We start from the raw sequence: 15,255 nt of genomic DNA, 5'->3' as shown, positions 1-15,255 counted from the left end.
CCCGGGGGGATGCGCGGGGGGCCGCGCGGGGGCGGTCGGCGGCCGTCCGGGAGACTTAAATCGTCAGAGTGACGAAATGGGGGTACCATCCTCGCCATGGACACAGCGGACCTTGGGCTGCCGGTGACTGTTCCGTCGACGGCGCTCTTCACCGACCAGTACGAACTGACGATGCTCCAGGCGGCGCTGAAGGCCGGCACGGCCGGGCGGCGCAGCGTGTTCGAGGTCTTCACCCGGCGGCTGCCGAACGGCCGCCGCTACGGCGTCGTGGCGGGCACCGGACGGGTGCTCGACGCGGTGGAGAACTTCCGCTTCGACGAGGGCGTGCTGCGCTTCCTGCGCGAGAAGGGCGTCGTCGACGAGGAGACCCTCGACTGGCTGGCCGGCTACCGCTTCTCCGGCGACATCTGGGGCTACCCGGAGGGCGAGGTGTACTTCCCGGGCTCGCCGGTCATGCGGGTGGAGGGCAGCTTCGCGGAGTGCGTGCTGCTGGAGACGGTGATCCTGTCGATCCTCAACCACGACTCGGCCATCGCCGCCGCGGCCTCCCGGATGTCGTCCGCCGCCGGCGGCCGGCCGCTGATCGAGATGGGCGCCCGGCGCACCCACGAGCTGGCCGCCGTCGCCGCCTCCCGCGCCGCGTACATCGGCGGCTTCTCCTCCACCTCCGACCTGGCGGCCGGCTTCCGCTACAACATCCCCACCGTCGGCACCTCCGCCCACGCCTTCACGCTGCTGCACGACACCGAGCGGGACGCGTTCCGCGCCCAGGTGGACTCCCTCGGCGCCGGCACCACGCTGCTGGTGGACACCTACGACGTGACCGAGGCGGTCCGCGCGGCCGTGGAGGTCGCCGGGCCGGAGCTGGGCGCGGTGCGCGTGGACTCCGGCGACCTGCTGCTGGTGGCCCACCGGGTGCGGCAGCAGCTCGACGAGCTGGGCGCCCGGGACACGAAGATCGTCGTGACCTCGGACCTGGACGAGTACGCCATCGCCTCGCTGGCCGCGGCTCCGGTGGACGCGTACGGGGTGGGCACGCAGCTGGTGACCGGCTCCGGGCACCCGACCGCCTCCATGGTCTACAAGCTGGTCGCCCGCGCCGAGTCCGCCGAGCCGGACGCGCCGCTGGTGCCGGTGGCGAAGAAGTCCACCGGCGGCAAGACGTCGGTCGGCGGCCGCAAGTGGGCCGCGCGGCGGCTGGACGCGGACGGCGTCGCCGAGGCCGAGGTGATCGGCACCGGCGAGGTGCCGCCGGAGCTGGCCGGACGGCAGCTGCTGGTGCCGCTGGTCCGGGGCGGCGAGGTGATCGCCCGCGAGCCGCTGGACGTGGTCCGCGACCGGCACGCCGCCGCCCGCGCCGGGCTCCCGCTGTCCGCGACGCAGCTGTCGCGCGGGGAACCCGTCCTGCCGACGGAGTACGCGCACGTGCCGTCGGGTAGCTAAAGGCAAGCCGAAGGCGCGCGCCCCCCGTCCGCCCGCCGCCCGTCTCCGGGGCCCCGAGGCACGCTCGCCGGTCCCTCCGAATCCAACCGTCCGCCGAGAGCCGAAGGACACCGACCATGCGCCGCGCACTGATCGTCGTAGACGTGCAGAACGACTTCTGCGAGGGGGGCAGCCTCGCCGTCGCCGGCGGCGCCGACGTGGCCGCCGCCGTGACCGAGCTGATCGGCCAGGCGACGGCCGGGTACCGGCACGTGGTCGCCACCCGAGACCACCACGTCGACCCCGGCGACCACTTCTCCGCCCACCCCGACTTCCGGCGCTCCTGGCCCGCGCACTGCGTCGCCGGCACCGAGGGCGTCGGCTTCCACCCGAACTTCGCGCCCGCCGTCACCTCCGGGGCCGTGGACGCCGTCTTCGACAAGGGGGCGTACGCGGCGGCCTACAGCGGCTTCGAGGGCGCCGACGAGAACGGCACGCCGCTCGCGCGGTGGCTGCGGGAGCGGGAGGTCGACGAGGTGGACGTGGTGGGCATCGCCACGGACCACTGCGTACGGGCCACCGCGCTGGACGCGGTGCGGGAGGGCTTCCGCACCCATGTGCTGCTCGACCTCACCGCGGGGGTGTCCCGGGAGACCACCGAGCGGGCGCTGGAGGAGCTGCGGGAGGCCGGCGTGGAGCTGACGGGCAAGCCGGTCGTGCGGTGAGCCGGGGCGGCCGTGCGGTGAGCCGGGTCAGGTGGAGGCGGCTCAGGTGGAAGCGGCCGGGCGTTTGATCAGCGCCCGGATCGGGTGCCACAGCTCCACCGACAGCGCTCCCCCGGCGGGCGCCGTGCGCCATATCAGGCCGTCGGGATGGTGCAGGACCGCCGTGATCTCGTCGGGCGTGGGCGGCGCGGTGTTCCCGCGCAGGTAGACGGCGCGCAGGCCCAGGTTGCGCAGCCTGGTCAGGGCGCGCGCCCGGTTCTGCGCGTGGACCAGCACCCGTACCCCGGCGGGGGCGTCGGCGGCGGGGCTGGGCAGGTTGAGTGCCACCACCACCGTGCCGTTCGGCAGCTTGCTGAAGCCTCCAGCGGCCATGCGGTCATACCCCCGTGTCAGCAGGTGTCAATAAGAGAGCCACAGGAGGCACCTAAACACGGATCGGCGGCGACCCGCCAGGGGGTCACCGCCGATCATGTTCTGACCTGCGAGAACGCTATTTACCGGCCCGCAGGGCCCACCTCGAGCTCGATCGTGGAGCCGTCCTTGGCTTCCTTGGTGATCTTGATCTTGGTGTTGGTGTCAGTGACCTGGACGCTGCCGGTCGGGTTCGCCGGGTCCCAGTAGGTGTTGGTGCGGTCGTTGAAGACCGGCACACCCTTCGAGCCCGGGATGTACTTCGCGACGTCCGCCTTGTGGAGCGTGATCGCGTCGGTGCGGAAGGTGCTGAACGGCGAGTCGTAGGCCTGGACGCGGTTGCGCATCAGGGTGCCGTCGGACCACTTCAGCGCGGTCGGGTGGGAGTCGATCGGGAGGATCAGACCCGCGCCCGGGTGCTGGCTGGTGTTGTTGTCCAGCTGGGAGGTGTCCCACTTCCAGATGAGCAGACCGTTCTGGTACGCGTAGTGCTCGACCCAGTCGGGGCGGGCGGTGAAGCCGAAGTTGTACGGGCCGACCTGGAGGGTCTTGTCGTACGACACGTACTGCCGGTTCTCGGCGATGTAGTACTGCTCGTAGTCGTTGGTGAACGACGCGCCGATGCGGGAGAAGCCGGTGGCCTTCCAGGCGTCGTCGGCGGTCTCGGCGTTGTCGGTGAACACCGCCTCGCCGTCCGCGGTCAGCGCGATCGCGTCGGCCGTGAAGCCCTTCTGGGCCACGCCGCCGTCGGTCTGGTAGCGGAAGCGCAGGTCGATCTTCTGGCCGGCGTAGGCGTCGAGGTTGTACGCGAACTTCTGGTAGCCCTCGATCGTGCCGTTCAGGGCGGGCTTGTCGCTGCCGTCGCGCGGGATCGGCCGGCCGTTCATCGTGCCGTCGACCGGCGTCCAGTTGGCGCCGCCGTCGGTGGACACCTCGGTGTAGAGGTAGTCGTAGCCGGCCTCGATGTCGTACCAGCCGTCGAAGGTGAGCTCGGCGGAGGACTTGCCGGTCAGGTCGACCGTGCGGCTCAGGGTGTTCCTGAGGTCGTCACCGCTGCCGCTCCACCACTGGGACTGGCCCTCGGACGGCTCGATGACCTCGGTGGTGACGGCCTTCTTCGGCAGCGTCACGACCAGGGCCTGCTTGTGCTTCGTGTTGTACTCGGCGACGCCCAGCTTGTGCCAGGAGTTGACCCCGGCCTTGGCGACGTCGTAGTTCAGCCAGCCCAGCTGGAGCTTGTCCCAGGCGGTCATGTCGCCGGGGAGGTTGCCGATCTCCTTCTTGCCCGTGCCGAGCCAGGAGCCGGACGACATCAGCGTCCAGAAGCCGGTGGAGTTCTCGCCGCCCGCGGTGTCGTACAGGTCCGGCAGACCGAGGTCGTGGCCGTACTCGTGGGCGAAGACGCCGAGTCCGCCGTTCTCCGGCTGGATGGTGTAGTCGCCGACCCAGATGCCGGTGTCGCCGATCTTCGCGCCGCCGAGCTTGTTGAACTCGGGGCCGGTGGCGCCGGCGTCGGTGCCGAAGGCGTACCAGCGGTGGGCCCAGATCGCGTCCTCGCCCTGGACGCCGCCGCCGGCGGACTCGTCCTCACCGGCGTGCACGATCTGGAAGTGGTCGATGTAGCCGTCGGGCTCGTTGAAGTTGCCGTCGCCGTCGAAGTCGTAGCGGTCCCACTCGTCGTAGCGGGCCACGTCGGCCTTGATCTGGGCGTCGGTGCGGCCGGCCGCCTTCTGCTGCTCCACCCAGGCGTTGAGGCCGTCGCTCACGACGTTCCACACGCTGGAGCAGTTGGTGTCGCCGCAGTAGTTGGAGCCGTAACGGGCCTCGTTGTAGGGCACCTTGACCCAGTCGGAGACCTCGCCGTCGACCGAGTAGCGGCCCGAGGACTGCTTCTCGTAGTACGTCTTGACCGAGTCGACGCCCTTGCCGGAACCGAAGTACAGGTCCTGGAAGTGCTGCTGGTCGTAGTCCTCCTGCCAGGCCGTGGAGTTGTCGACCTTGCGGTCCGGCTTGGCGATCTGGTTGTGCAGGGGGCCGGGGGTGCCGCCGTAGCGGCTGTCGACCTTGTCGCCGAACTCGACCAGGATGGTGAAGATCTTGTCGGTCTTCTCCCGGCCCAGCTCGACGTACTTGGTGTCACCCTTCTTGCTCTTCAGCCCGACGACCTTCGAACCGCCGCGGTTCTTGACCGTCGTCCTGCCGGACAGCACCTGGTTGAGGGCTTCTTCGCGCTGGGCCGCCTGCGTCTTGGAGAGCGGGCCCTCGAGGTCGTGCTCGACGTGGTTGTGCGACGCCGGGTCCTGCCGGTCCACGGCGCTCGGGCTCCCGGCCGCGTCGGCCGTGTCGGCCTGGGCCGTGGTGAACGCAGAGCAGGTGGCGGTGGCCGCCGCGAGGGCGACGCCTATCGCGGCCGCTCTGAACGTCCAGGGTCTACTGGTCACTTGAGATCCCCTCCCGCGTGCGTGCGCGCGGATGAAGGAGGTTCCGTCAGGGAAGGTCCCGCACGCACGTGATCAACGCGTGTAGTCAAGTGACGACATTTGACTAGAGGTTCGTCAGAAAAAACAGACCTTGACTTGAACAGGTCAATCGCGTTATGCGGAGTGGCGATCCGCATTACGGACAGTTCCGCGCGAAACCCCGGCGGGCGCGTCCGCCCCGCCCCGTGTGGGGCGCCATGAATCCGTGCGCCCCCTGTGCACCGGCCCTGTAGGTCAGGTCACGCTTACTGTCCGTTCCCCTCGGGCACGCTCGCGGTTAGAGTCGCTTGGCGGAACGCCCTTGAGCCGGTGGAAAGCCAGGCCGACAGCCCCCGACTTCCGAGGACACGATGGCCATGCCCCGTCCGACTGTCGCTCAGTTCGTCTACGGCTCGTGCGCCGTGATCCTGTCGACCCTCGCGTTGCTGCTGCTGTCCGGGACGCGTTCCGGCGCGGGCGTCGCGGTGGTCGCCGTCGTGGCGCTCGCCCTGGGACTCCTGGTGGCCGTGCGCGTACCGGGCCCCGCGGCCCGCCGCCCCGCCCCGGCCCGGTCCGCGACGCCGCTGCCGGTGCGGGCCTCGGTGCCGTCCCCGGCCCGCGAGCAGGTCCGCGAGCCGGTCCACGAGCGCGCGGCGTCCTGACGCCCGGTCTCACCGCGCCGTGACCACCACGGTCCTGGCCGCCTTGTCGTGCAGGCCCTGCTTGTAGGGCCGGTCGAAGTAGCTCCAGCCGCCTGAGATCGCGGTCCACACGCAGGCGCAGCAGAACGCGAACGGCAGCCACAGCACGGCCGCGCGGACCAGCGCGGTCTGCACGGAGGGGTTCGAGCCGTCGGAGAGGTTGGCCACCCGCATGCCCAGCCACTTCTTGCCGAGGGTGCGGCCGTAGCGGACGGCCATGAAGGTGTCGTACGCGATGTAGAGGGCGGCGGCGATGACCGACTGGGCGAAACCGCTGCCGACGTTGACGTCGTCGCCGTCGAAGTTGTACTCGCTCACCCCGACGGGCCAGGTGAGCAGCCACACGACGATGCCGACGAGGATCATGTCGATGATGCGGGCGAGCGTGCGCCGGCCGCTGTCGGCGAGCGGGGGCATCCCGGCCAACGGGTCGCCGGGCGCGCCCCCGTAGGGACCCCCGCCGGGCCCGCCTCCGTACGGTCCGCCAGGGCCGCCGCTCCCGCCGTAGGGACCGCCCGCTCCCCCGCCGCCGTAGGGCCCTTGGGCGCCGCCGCCGCTCTCGTAGGGGCTGCCGCCCTGCCCGGGCGGGGGCGTGCCGCCGGGGGTGTCGTACGGGGAGCCGGAGCCGGGCCCCGGGCCGGGGGCGCCCGGCGGGGGCTGTTTCCTGAACGGGTCGTCGTCCGGCGGCGGCTGCTTCCGGAACGGGTCCTCGTCCGGCGGCTGCTGACCGGAGCCGGGGGGCGGTTCGGTGGTCATGCCCCGATCCGATCCCGAACCCCACGCCCCCGCATCCGGCAGACCGCCGTCCGGAGTACCGACCCGGTCCGGAGTACCGGGCGCAGCCCGAGCACCGCCACCGCCTGGTGGAGCGACCCGGCGACGGACAAGGTGGCCCGCGTCAGGCGAGGCAGCTCCGCGTCAGGCGGAACGCGCCCGCTTCCGGCGGGCCGCCGTTCCGCGTACCGGGCACCGTCCCGAGTACCGTCACCGCCCAACGGCGCGGTCCGGCGTCGGACAAGGCGGCCTGCCACCCGTCAGGCGGGACAGCCCCGACGTCCGACGAGGCAGCCCCGCATCGGGCGGAACGTGCCCGCATCCGGCGGGCCGCCGTCCCGAGGACCGGGGCGGTCCGGAGTACCGGGCGCAGCCCCGAGGACCCCACCGCCCGGCGGAACGGCCCGGCGTCGGACGAGGCAGCTACGCGTCAGGCGGGACGTCCCCGCGTCACGCCGCCGCGACGAAGGTGTGGGCGGCCTTGTCGTGCCAGCACTGGTGCCAGGGCTTGTCGAAGAGGCACCACAGCACTCCGACGACCCCGACCACGAGCAGTCCGGGCACGCTGTAGACCAGCCAGCGCCGCAGCGCCGCGCCGAACTCCGGGGCCTCGTGCGCCTCGATGTCCCGCACCTCGATGCCCATGACCTTCTTGCCCAGCGTGCGGCCCCACTTGACGGTGGGCAGCACCTCGAGGAGCACCCCGCCGAGCAGCAGGACGGCGAGGACGATGCCGAGGTGGACGGAGGTGGTGCCGTCGATCAGCCACACCGTGACGGTCCGTCCGGACAGCTTGGCGGCCTCGATCTTCGCGTCGACGTGGTCCAGGGCCTTCATGCCGAGCGGCACGGCGGCCGCGGCGGTGACGGCGCCGAGGACCACCGTGTCGAGCAGTCGGGCGGCCAGCCGCCGTCCCAGGGCGGCGGGGCGGGCCGCGGCCTGGCGGCGGGCGGCGGCCTGGAACACGTCCTCGACCGGCGGCTTCCAGGGCGCGGCCGGCGCCTCCGGGGTGGCGCCGGCGAGCCGGTGCACCTGCTGCGGCCAGGAGGGCTGCCCCCCTCCGGGCCCGGACGTCAGCGGCGCGGAGGCGGCCGGGGCCGCCGGGGCGGGCGCGGGTGCCGCGGCCTGCGGGGGCACGGCGGGCGCGGTGGCCTGCTGCGGTCCCGACGGCGGGGCGGCGGGCGCGGACGCCGCCGCCGACGCCGCGGCGGCCCGCTCGGCCGCGGCCTTCCCGGCGGCGAAGCCGGGCCGTCCGGCGCCGGGCGTGCCGCCGGGGTTCGCTTCCCCGGCGCGCGGGGAGACGGCGCGGAAGGTCATCGTGCCCTCGTCGGGGGCCGGCGCCTGTGCGGAGCCGGCCGTCGGCCTGCGGAAGACGAACGTGCCGTCCGCGCGCGGGGTTTCCGAGGCGGCGGCCGCCGGTTCGGACGCGGCCGGGCCGCCCTGCGCGGCCGGCGGGGTGTGCGGCACCCGGGGGTCGGCGCCGGCGGCGCCCCAGGAGACCTTGCGGTCCTGGTCGCCGCCGAACCCGGACTGGCGGGAGCGGTCGGCACCCCAGGCGGAGGCGGGCTCGGGCCGGCTGCCGTGCTGGGCGTCGGCCGGGGACGGGGCCGCCGGGGCGGGCGCGTCGTCCGGGTCCTCGTCGAAGAAGTGCGGGCCGGTCTCCTCCACCGACGGCGTGGCCGGGGCCGCGCCGTGCGGTGTCGGTGCGGCGCCGGGCGGCGGGGCGAGCGGCTCGCCGTCGGCGGGGGCCGGACGGCTGGTGCCCGGCACCCAGGAGGCGCCGTTCCAGTACCGGACGTATCCGGGAATGGAGGGGTCCGGGTAGTACCCCTCGCGGGGTGTGTCGTCTCCGGGTGCCGGGGTTGGGGCGCTCATGTCCGTCGTCCCGTATCTGCTCGAGGGATGGGTCGGGAGCCACCACATCTATCAGACGGGCGGGGACCGGACGTCCCGTCCGACCGGACCCCACCCCTTTCGGGCACCTTCTCGTTCAGAAGAGCTTGCCCGGGTTCAGAATGTTCAGCGGATCGAAGGCGTGCTTCACGGCCCGCTGCATCTCCATGCCGACCGGCCCGGCCTCCCGCGCCAGCCACTCCTTCTTGAGGACGCCGACGCCGTGCTCGCCGGTGATGGTGCCGCCGAGTTCCAGGCCGAGCGCCATGATCTCGTCGAAGGACTCGCGGGCCCGCCGGGACTCGTCGGGGTCGGAGGCGTCGAAGCAGACCGTGGGGTGGGTGTTGCCGTCGCCTGCGTGGGCGACGACGCCGATGGTCAGCCCGTGCTTCTCGGAGATCCGCTCGACGCCCTCGATCAGCGCGCCGAGCCGGGACCGGGGCACGCACACGTCGTCGATCATCGTGGTGCCCTTGACCGCCTCCAGCGCGACCAGGGACATCCGGCGGGCCTGGAGCAGCATCTCCGACTCGGCGGCGTCCTCGGCGGGGACGACCTGGGTGGCCCCGGCCTCCTCGCAGAGCGCTCCGAGGGCGGCGAGGTCGGCGGCGGGGTCGGTGGTGTCGAACGCGGCCAGCAGCAGCGCCTCGGTGGTCTCCGGCAGGCCCATACGGGCCATGTCGTTGACCGCCTTGACCGTGGTGCGGTCCATCAGTTCGAGGAGGGAGGGGACGTGGCCGCCGGCCATGATGCGGCACACGGCGTCACTCGCGGCGGCCCCGGAGGCGAACTCGGCGGCCAGCACCAGCTGCTCCGGCGGCTTGGGCCGCAGCGCGAGGACGGCGCGGACGACGATGCCGAGGGACCCCTCGGAGCCGACGAAGAGCCGGGTGAGGTCGTAGCCGGCGACGCCCTTGACGGTGCGGCGGCCGGTGGACAGCAGCCGCCCGTCGGCGAGGACGACGTCCAGGCCGAGGACGTACTCGGCGGTCACGCCGTACTTCACGCAGCACAGGCCGCCGGAGGCGGTGCCGATGTTGCCGCCGATGGTGCACATCTCCCAGCTGGAGGGGTCCGGCGGGTAGGCGAGGCCGTGCTCGGCGACGGCGCGGGAGAGGGCGGCGTTGATCACGCCCGGTTCGACGACCGCGATCCGGTCGACCGGGTCGATCTCCAGGATGCGGTCCATCTTGGTCAGCGAGAGCACGACGCAGCCGTCGGTGGCGTTGGCGGCGCCGGACAGGCCGGTGCGGGCGCCCTGCGGGACGACCGGCACCCGCAGCTCGGTGGCGGTGCGCATGACGTGCTGGACCTGTTCGACGGTGCGGGGCAGCACCACCACCGCCGGGCTGCCGGCCGGGCAGAAGCTCGCCATGTCGTGGGCGTAGGAGGCCGTGACGTCGGGGTCGGTGAGGACGGCCTCCGGGGGCAGGCCGCCGAGCAGCCGGTCGACGAGAGGTCCGGCCGCCACCGTGTCTTCATCGCGTCGCGCTTCGATACGGCTCATGATCACAGCGTCGCACCCGGGGCCATCGGTGTGAACCCCGTGGAGCCGGACGCGTCGCCTCGGAGTGTGATGATCACATGTACGCGAGGTGTGACGCACAGTGTGCGCCATGAACGACACGCCTCGTGCGCGCCGGCGGCGGCTCCGCCGCGCGCTGCTCGCCTCGGCCGCCGGGACCGCCGTGCTGGGCGGGGTGCTGGTGACGCTGCCGTGGGGCGAGCAGGCGCCGCCCCCGGCGCCCACCCCGCCGGAGCGCGCCCTGGCCGCGGTGACCAGCGGCGTCCCGGCCGCGCTGCCCGACCTGGAGGCGCTGGCCGCCGAGCGCGAGCGGCATCTGCGCACGCACCCCGGGGACGCGCGGGCCTGGGCCGAGCTGGGCGCGGCCCGCACGGAGCAGGGGCTGCGGCTGGCCGACCCGCGCTACTGGCCGCGCGCCGAAAAGGCGCTGCGCACCGCGCTGACGGTACGTAAGGACAGCGTGCCCGCGCTGCGGGGGATGGCCGTCCTGGCGAACGCCCGCCGTGACTACGAGGACGCCCGCGCCTGGGGCGAGGCGGCGCGGAAGCTGGAGCCGGAGCGGTGGACGACGTACCCGCCGCTGATCGAGGCGTCCGCCGGACTCGGCGACGACGAGGAGGCCGGCCGCCTGCTGGAGAAGCTCGCCAAGCTGCGCTCGGGTCCGGTGGTGATGGCCCGGGCGGCGGCCGTGTACCGGGACCGGGGCTGGCGGGAGGACGCCGCGGCGAAGCTCGCGGACGCCGCCTCGGCCGCCGGGGAGCCGGCCGAGCGCGCGGCCTGTTTGGAGCGGGCCGGGCAGCTCGCCTGGGAGCGGGGCGACCGGGAGGACGCACTGCGTCACTTCCAGGAGGCGGTGCGCACCGATCCCGACCAGCGGGCGGCGCAGGCGGGGCAGGGCAGGGCGCTGGCGGCGCTGGGCCGCACCACGGAGGCGCTGAGCGCGTACCGCACGGCACTGGCGCGGCAGCCGCGGCCGGAGTACGCGCTGGAGCTGGGCGAGCTGTACGAGGCGCTGGGGATGCGGCCGGCCGCCGCGGTGCAGTACGGGCTGCTGCGGGAGCGGGCCCGGCTGGCCGCCGCGCACGGCGGGGACGAGGAGCTGGTGCTGGGCCGGTTCGAGGCCGACCACGGGGACGCCGGGGCGGCGGTGCGGCGGCTGCGGGCAGAGTGGGAGCGGCAGCCGTCGACGGAGGTGGCGGACGCGCTGGGCTGGGCGCTGCACCGGGCCGGGGAGCACGAGGAGGCGCTGCCGTTCGCGGTGCGGGCCACGGAGGGCACCGAGGGCGGGGGCGTGCGCAGCGCGCTGTTCGCCTACCACCGGGGGATGATCGAGCGCGCGCTGGAGCGGTACGGGGCCGCACGCCGCCATCTGACGGAGGCGCTGCAGATCAACCCGTGGTTCTCGCCGCTGCACGCGCCGCGGGCGAAGGAGGCGCTGGCCCGCCTGGGTGAGCCGTCCGTCCAGGCGGGCCCGCAGTCCTCCTGAGGGCGCGGGCTGTTACAGGTTGCCGCGCTTGGCCTGCTCGCGCTCGATGGCCTCGAACAGGGCCTTGAAGTTGCCCTTGCCGAAGCCCATGGAGCCGTGGCGCTCGATCATCTCGAAGAAGACGGTCGGGCGGTCCTGGACCGGCTTGGTGAAGATCTGGAGCAGGTAGCCGTCCTCGTCGCGGTCGACGAGGATCTTCAGCTCGCGCAGCGTCTCCACCGGCACGCGGGTCTCGCCCGCCCACTCGCCGAGGGTGTCGTAGTACGAGTCCGGGGTGTCCAGGAACTGCACGCCGGCGGCGCGCATCTGGCGGACGGTGTGCACGATGTCGTTGGTGTTCAGCGCGATGTGCTGGACGCCGGCGCCGCCGTAGAACTCCAGGTACTCGTCGATCTGGGACTTCTTCTTGGCGACGGCGGGCTCGTTGATCGGGAACTTGACCTTGAGCGTGCCGTCGGCCACCACCTTCGACATCAGCGCGCTGTACTCGGTCGCGATGTCGTCGCCCACGAACTCCTTCATGTTCGTGAAGCCCATGACCTTGTTGTAGAACTCGACCCACTCGTTCATCCGGCCGAGCTCGACGTTGCCGACGCAGTGGTCGACCGCCTGGAAGGAGCGCTTGGCCGGCGGCTCGACGATCGGGGCGGCGGTGACGTAGCCGGGCAGGTAGGGGCCGTCGTAGCCGGTGCGCTCGACCAGGGTGTGCCGGGTCTTGCCGTAGGTGGCGATGGCGGCCAGCACGACGGTGCCGTTCTCGTCCTTCAGCTCGTACGGCTCGGCCACGGAGGTGGCGCCGTGCTCGACGGCGTACGCGTACGCGGCGCGGGCGTCCGGCACCTCGATGGCGAGGTCGATCACCCCGTCGCCGTGCGCGGCCACGTGCTCCTCGAGGAAGGCGCCCCACTCGGTGGACCGCTTGATCACCGAGGTGAACACGAAGCGGGCCGAACCGCTCTCCAGCACGTAGGAGGCGGTCTCGCGGCTGCCGTTCTCCGGTCCGGAGTAGGCGACGAGCTGCATGCCGAAGGCGGTGGAGTAGTAGTGCGCCGCCTGCTTGGCGTTGCCCACGGCGAAGACGACCGCGTCCATTCCCTTGACCGGGAAGGGGTCTGCCTGCCGTGCGGTGTCGGGAGCGGTGTGTGTGGTCTGCGTCATAGAGGCAGGGTGGAACAGCCCTGCAAGGTGCGCAATAGTTCGCGCAATCGCTGGGCAACATGCACAGCAAAGGACCCGTATCGGCGGGCTTTCTGTACAGGATGACCACTGGGGAGAGCGGTATGGCGATCGATCATCTGGACGGGCGGATCATCCTGCTGCTGGCGCGTGAGCCGCGGATCGGGGTGCTGGAGATGTCCCGCCGACTGGGGGTGGCGCGCGGGACCGTGCAGGCCCGCCTGGACCGGCTTCAGTCGAACGGAGTCATCCGCGGCTTCGGCCCCCAGGTTGATCCCGCGGCCCTCGGCTACCCGGTCACCGCGTTCGCCACCCTGCAGATCAGACAGGGCCAAGGGGCCGACGTACGGGCACACTTGGCGACCGTGCCCGAGGTGCTGGAGCTGCACACCACCACCGGCACGGGGGACATGCTGTGCCGGCTGGTGGCTCGCTCGAACGCCGATCTTCAGCGGGTGATCGACCGCGTCGTCGGTTTTGATGGCATCGTCCGAGCCTCCACGGCGATCGTCATGGAGAACCCCGTTCCGCTGCGGATCATCCCGCTGGTGGAGCAGGCCGCGCTCGGCGAGTGACCGGACCTGGCCGAGCTGGGGTGAGCGGATGTGAACTTCTGGGAGTACCTGGAGAGCCGGCATCAGCAACTGCTCACCGACGCCTACCAGCACGCCAGCGTCGTCTTCCAGTGCATGGTGGTGGCCACCGCCATCGGTGTGCTGATCGGCATCCTCACCTACCGCAGCGAGTGGGCGGGCAGCCTCGCCACCACCGTCACCGCGACCCTGCTGACCGTGCCGGCGCTGGCGATGATCGGCCTGCTCATCCCGGTCGTGGGGCTGGGCGTGCCGCCGACGGTGATCGCGCTGACCCTGTACGGGCTGCTGCCCGTCGTGCGCAACGCGATCGTCGGGCTGCGCGGGGTCGATCCGGCGCTGGTGGACGCGGCCACCGGCATCGGCATGTCCCGGCTGTCCCGGCTGGTGCGGGTCGAGCTGCCGCTGGCCTGGCCGCCGATCCTCACCGGCATCCGGGTCTCCACCCAGATGCTCATGGGCATCGCCGCCATCGCCGCCTTCGCCTCCGGACCGGGCCTCGGCAACCTGATCTTCCGCGGGATCGCCTCCCTGGGCAGCAAGAACGCGCTGAACCAGGTACTCGCCGGCACCCTCGGGATCGTCGTCCTCGCCCTGCTGTTCGACGCCGCGTACGTCCTGATCGGGCGGCTGACCATCTCCAGGGGGATCCGTGCCTGAGCCCGAGACGACCGAGGCCGGCCGCACGTCGGTCGGGGCGCCCATCGAGCTGGAGGGCCTCACCAAGCGCTACCCGGGCAGCGACCGGCCCGCCGTCGACAACGTCAGCATGGAGATCGGGGCGGGCGAGACGGTGGTCTTCGTCGGCCCCTCCGGGTGCGGGAAGTCCACCACCCTGAAGATGATCAACCGGCTGATCGAGCCGACCGGCGGCCGTATCCGCATCGGCGGCGAGGACGTCACCGACATGGACCCGGTGAAGCTGCGCCGCACCATCGGCTACGCGATCCAGGCGAGCGGGCTGTTCCCGCACATGACCGTGGCGCAGAACGTCGCCCTGGTGCCGAAGATGCTGCGCTGGCCGTCCGCGCGGGTGCGGGACCGGGTGGAGGAGATGCTGGACCTGGTCGGCCTGGACCCCGGCGAGTTCCGTGACCGGTATCCGCGCCAGCTCTCCGGCGGCCAGCAACAGCGCGTCGGCGTGGCGCGGGCGCTGGCGGCGGACCCGCCGGTGCTGCTGATGGACGAGCCGTTCGGCGCGGTCGACCCGATCACCCGCGACCACCTCCAGGACGAGCTGATCCGGCTCCAGCGGGAGCTGCACAAGACGATCGTCTTCGTCACCCACGACTTCGACGAGGCGATCAAGATCGGCGACCGGATCGCGGTGCTGCGCGAACAGTCCCACATCGCCCAGTTCGACACCCCCGAGGCCATCCTCACCAACCCCGCCGACGACTTCGTGTCCGGCTTCGTCGGCGCGGGGGCGGCGCTGAAGCGGCTCAACCTCACCCGGGTCGGCGAGGTGACGATCACCGACTACCCGACGGTGGGCGTCGACGACCCGCTGGACGAGATCTCCGCCCGGCTGCGCTCCGCCGGCACGGACGAGGTGCTGGTGCTGGACAAGCAGGGCCGCCCCTACAAGTGGCTCCGGCGCGGCGACATCGTGCGCGCCCAGGGTTCGCTGGCCCGCGCGGGCGTCCTGGTGCACGACACGGTGACCCGCGACGCAACCCTGCGGGACGCGCTGGAGGCGGTGCTCACCGACAACACCGGCCGGGTCGCGGTGACCGGGCGGCGCGGCGCGTACGAGGGTGTCGTGGACGTGGAGACGCTGATGAACTCCGTGCACGAGCTGCTGGAGGCGGACCGGCTGGAGGCGCGGGAGTCGCAGGCGGGCCTGGAGGAGCAGCGGGCCGCGCAGACGCACGCCGAGCAGGAAGGCGCGCACCCCTCGGACGCGGGCGGGGAGGCGCAGGCGTGAGAACCTCCGAGGGGCGGCTCGGCGGGGACGGACCCGGGGCGCCCGAGGACGCGGAGCCGGACGGCGAGGAGACCCCTCCCCTGTTCCGGCCGGCCGTGGCGCCCGCCCGGGTGAGCTGGCAGAAGCTGACGCTGCTGCCGGTGCTGCTCATCGCCGTGCTGCT

The 15,255-nt window shown here is 72.7% G+C and carries 13 protein-coding genes; 7 read left to right on the top strand and 6 right to left on the bottom strand.

Going from position 1 to position 15,255, the window contains the following annotated elements:
• Window positions 1-96 precede the first annotated feature (96 nt).
• Both CCN29_RS12480 and CCN29_RS12475 read left to right on the top strand, forming a co-directional pair.
• On the top strand, window positions 97-1,443 hold the full coding sequence (locus CCN29_RS12480) for a nicotinate phosphoribosyltransferase (protein WP_086681741.1): 1,347 nt from the start codon (window positions 97-99) through the stop codon (window positions 1,441-1,443).
• 116 nt (window positions 1,444-1,559) lie between these two features.
• On the top strand, window positions 1,560-2,147 hold the full coding sequence (locus tag CCN29_RS12475; RefSeq protein WP_006131675.1) for an isochorismatase family protein: 588 nt from the start codon (window positions 1,560-1,562) through the stop codon (window positions 2,145-2,147).
• Between the two features lie 42 nt (window positions 2,148-2,189).
• On the opposite strand, the gene CCN29_RS12470 is transcribed toward CCN29_RS12475, so the two are convergent.
• Both CCN29_RS12470 and CCN29_RS12465 read right to left on the bottom strand, forming a co-directional pair.
• Window positions 2,190-2,519 carry a hypothetical protein gene (locus CCN29_RS12470; RefSeq protein ID WP_006131676.1) on the bottom strand — a complete coding sequence of 110 codons (330 nt, stop codon included), beginning with the start codon at window positions 2,517-2,519 and terminating at the stop codon, window positions 2,190-2,192.
• A gap of 122 nt (window positions 2,520-2,641) precedes the next feature.
• Window positions 2,642-4,999, bottom strand: coding sequence for an immune inhibitor A domain-containing protein (locus tag CCN29_RS12465; RefSeq protein WP_031019449.1), 2,358 nt, complete (start codon window positions 4,997-4,999; stop codon window positions 2,642-2,644).
• 395 nt (window positions 5,000-5,394) lie between these two features.
• Here CCN29_RS12465 and CCN29_RS12460 point away from each other — a divergent pair, with 395 nt between their 5' ends.
• Window positions 5,395-5,679 carry a hypothetical protein gene (locus tag CCN29_RS12460; RefSeq protein ID WP_442538339.1) on the top strand — a complete coding sequence of 95 codons (285 nt, stop codon included), beginning with the start codon at window positions 5,395-5,397 and terminating at the stop codon, window positions 5,677-5,679.
• Between the two features lie 9 nt (window positions 5,680-5,688).
• Here the strand turns inward: CCN29_RS12460 and CCN29_RS12455 are convergent, their stop codons facing one another.
• The 3 genes from CCN29_RS12455 to CCN29_RS12445 all read right to left on the bottom strand — a co-directional run bounded on the left by CCN29_RS12455 (window position 5,689) and on the right by CCN29_RS12445 (window position 9,898).
• Window positions 5,689-6,474 carry an RDD family protein gene (locus CCN29_RS12455; protein ID WP_086681735.1) on the bottom strand — a complete coding sequence of 262 codons (786 nt, stop codon included), beginning with the start codon at window positions 6,472-6,474 and terminating at the stop codon, window positions 5,689-5,691.
• Between the two features lie 468 nt (window positions 6,475-6,942).
• Window positions 6,943-8,367 carry an RDD family protein gene (locus tag CCN29_RS12450; RefSeq protein ID WP_086681733.1) on the bottom strand — a complete coding sequence of 475 codons (1,425 nt, stop codon included), beginning with the start codon at window positions 8,365-8,367 and terminating at the stop codon, window positions 6,943-6,945.
• Window positions 8,368-8,482: 115 nt separating this feature from the next.
• Window positions 8,483-9,898 carry an FAD-binding oxidoreductase gene (locus CCN29_RS12445; protein ID WP_078592323.1) on the bottom strand — a complete coding sequence of 472 codons (1,416 nt, stop codon included), beginning with the start codon at window positions 9,896-9,898 and terminating at the stop codon, window positions 8,483-8,485.
• 103 nt (window positions 9,899-10,001) lie between these two features.
• Between CCN29_RS12445 and CCN29_RS12440 the strand changes: the two genes are divergently transcribed.
• Complete coding sequence (locus CCN29_RS12440) at window positions 10,002-11,396, top strand: tetratricopeptide repeat protein (RefSeq protein ID WP_086681731.1); 1,395 nt, start codon at window positions 10,002-10,004, stop codon at window positions 11,394-11,396.
• 12 nt (window positions 11,397-11,408) lie between these two features.
• Here CCN29_RS12440 and hppD read toward each other — a convergent pair whose 3' ends face one another.
• A complete protein-coding gene (gene hppD / locus CCN29_RS12435) occupies window positions 11,409-12,554 on the bottom strand; it encodes a 4-hydroxyphenylpyruvate dioxygenase (protein WP_006134417.1) in 1,146 nt (381 codons plus the stop codon).
• A 122-nt stretch (window positions 12,555-12,676) separates the two neighbouring features.
• Here hppD and CCN29_RS12430 point away from each other — a divergent pair, with 122 nt between their 5' ends.
• The 3 genes from CCN29_RS12430 to CCN29_RS12420 are packed head-to-tail and all read left to right on the top strand — an operon-like array spanning window position 12,677 to window position 15,092.
• Window positions 12,677-13,147 (top strand): Lrp/AsnC family transcriptional regulator, encoded by a 471-nt coding sequence (locus CCN29_RS12430; RefSeq protein ID WP_006134418.1) that lies wholly within the window; start codon window positions 12,677-12,679, stop codon window positions 13,145-13,147.
• Between the two features lie 30 nt (window positions 13,148-13,177).
• Window positions 13,178-13,825, top strand: coding sequence for an ABC transporter permease (locus tag CCN29_RS12425; protein ID WP_031019457.1), 648 nt, complete (start codon window positions 13,178-13,180; stop codon window positions 13,823-13,825).
• The gene (locus CCN29_RS12420) at window positions 13,818-15,092 is read left to right on the top strand and encodes a betaine/proline/choline family ABC transporter ATP-binding protein (RefSeq protein WP_086681728.1); all 1,275 of its coding nucleotides are present in this window, start codon (window positions 13,818-13,820) and stop codon (window positions 15,090-15,092) included. The genes CCN29_RS12425 and CCN29_RS12420 overlap by 8 nt, the downstream gene beginning before the upstream one ends.
• Window positions 15,093-15,255 lie beyond the last annotated feature (163 nt).

The organism is Streptomyces pseudogriseolus (assembly GCA_002154585.1).
Taxonomy (GTDB): Bacteria; Actinomycetota; Actinomycetes; order Streptomycetales; family Streptomycetaceae; genus Streptomyces; species Streptomyces pseudogriseolus.
This window is presented reverse-complemented; position numbering and strand designations above follow the sequence as displayed.

Coding starts and splice junctions, on each gene's coding strand:
- CCN29_RS12470 (WP_006131676.1), bottom strand. CDS start 2,519: ATGGCCGCTGGAGGCTTCAGCAAGCTGCCGAACGGCACGGTGGTGGTG.
- hppD (WP_006134417.1), bottom strand. CDS start 12,554: ATGACGCAGACCACACACACCGCTCCCGACACCGCACGGCAGGCAGAC.
- CCN29_RS12460 (WP_442538339.1), top strand. CDS start 5,395: ATGCCCCGTCCGACTGTCGCTCAGTTCGTCTACGGCTCGTGCGCCGTG.
- CCN29_RS12455 (WP_086681735.1), bottom strand. CDS start 6,474: ATGACCACCGAACCGCCCCCCGGCTCCGGTCAGCAGCCGCCGGACGAG.
- CCN29_RS12475 (WP_006131675.1), top strand. CDS start 1,560: ATGCGCCGCGCACTGATCGTCGTAGACGTGCAGAACGACTTCTGCGAG.
- CCN29_RS12450 (WP_086681733.1), bottom strand. CDS start 8,367: ATGAGCGCCCCAACCCCGGCACCCGGAGACGACACACCCCGCGAGGGG.
- CCN29_RS12440 (WP_086681731.1), top strand. CDS start 10,002: ATGAACGACACGCCTCGTGCGCGCCGGCGGCGGCTCCGCCGCGCGCTG.
- CCN29_RS12430 (WP_006134418.1), top strand. CDS start 12,677: ATGGCGATCGATCATCTGGACGGGCGGATCATCCTGCTGCTGGCGCGT.
- CCN29_RS12480 (WP_086681741.1), top strand. CDS start 97: ATGGACACAGCGGACCTTGGGCTGCCGGTGACTGTTCCGTCGACGGCG.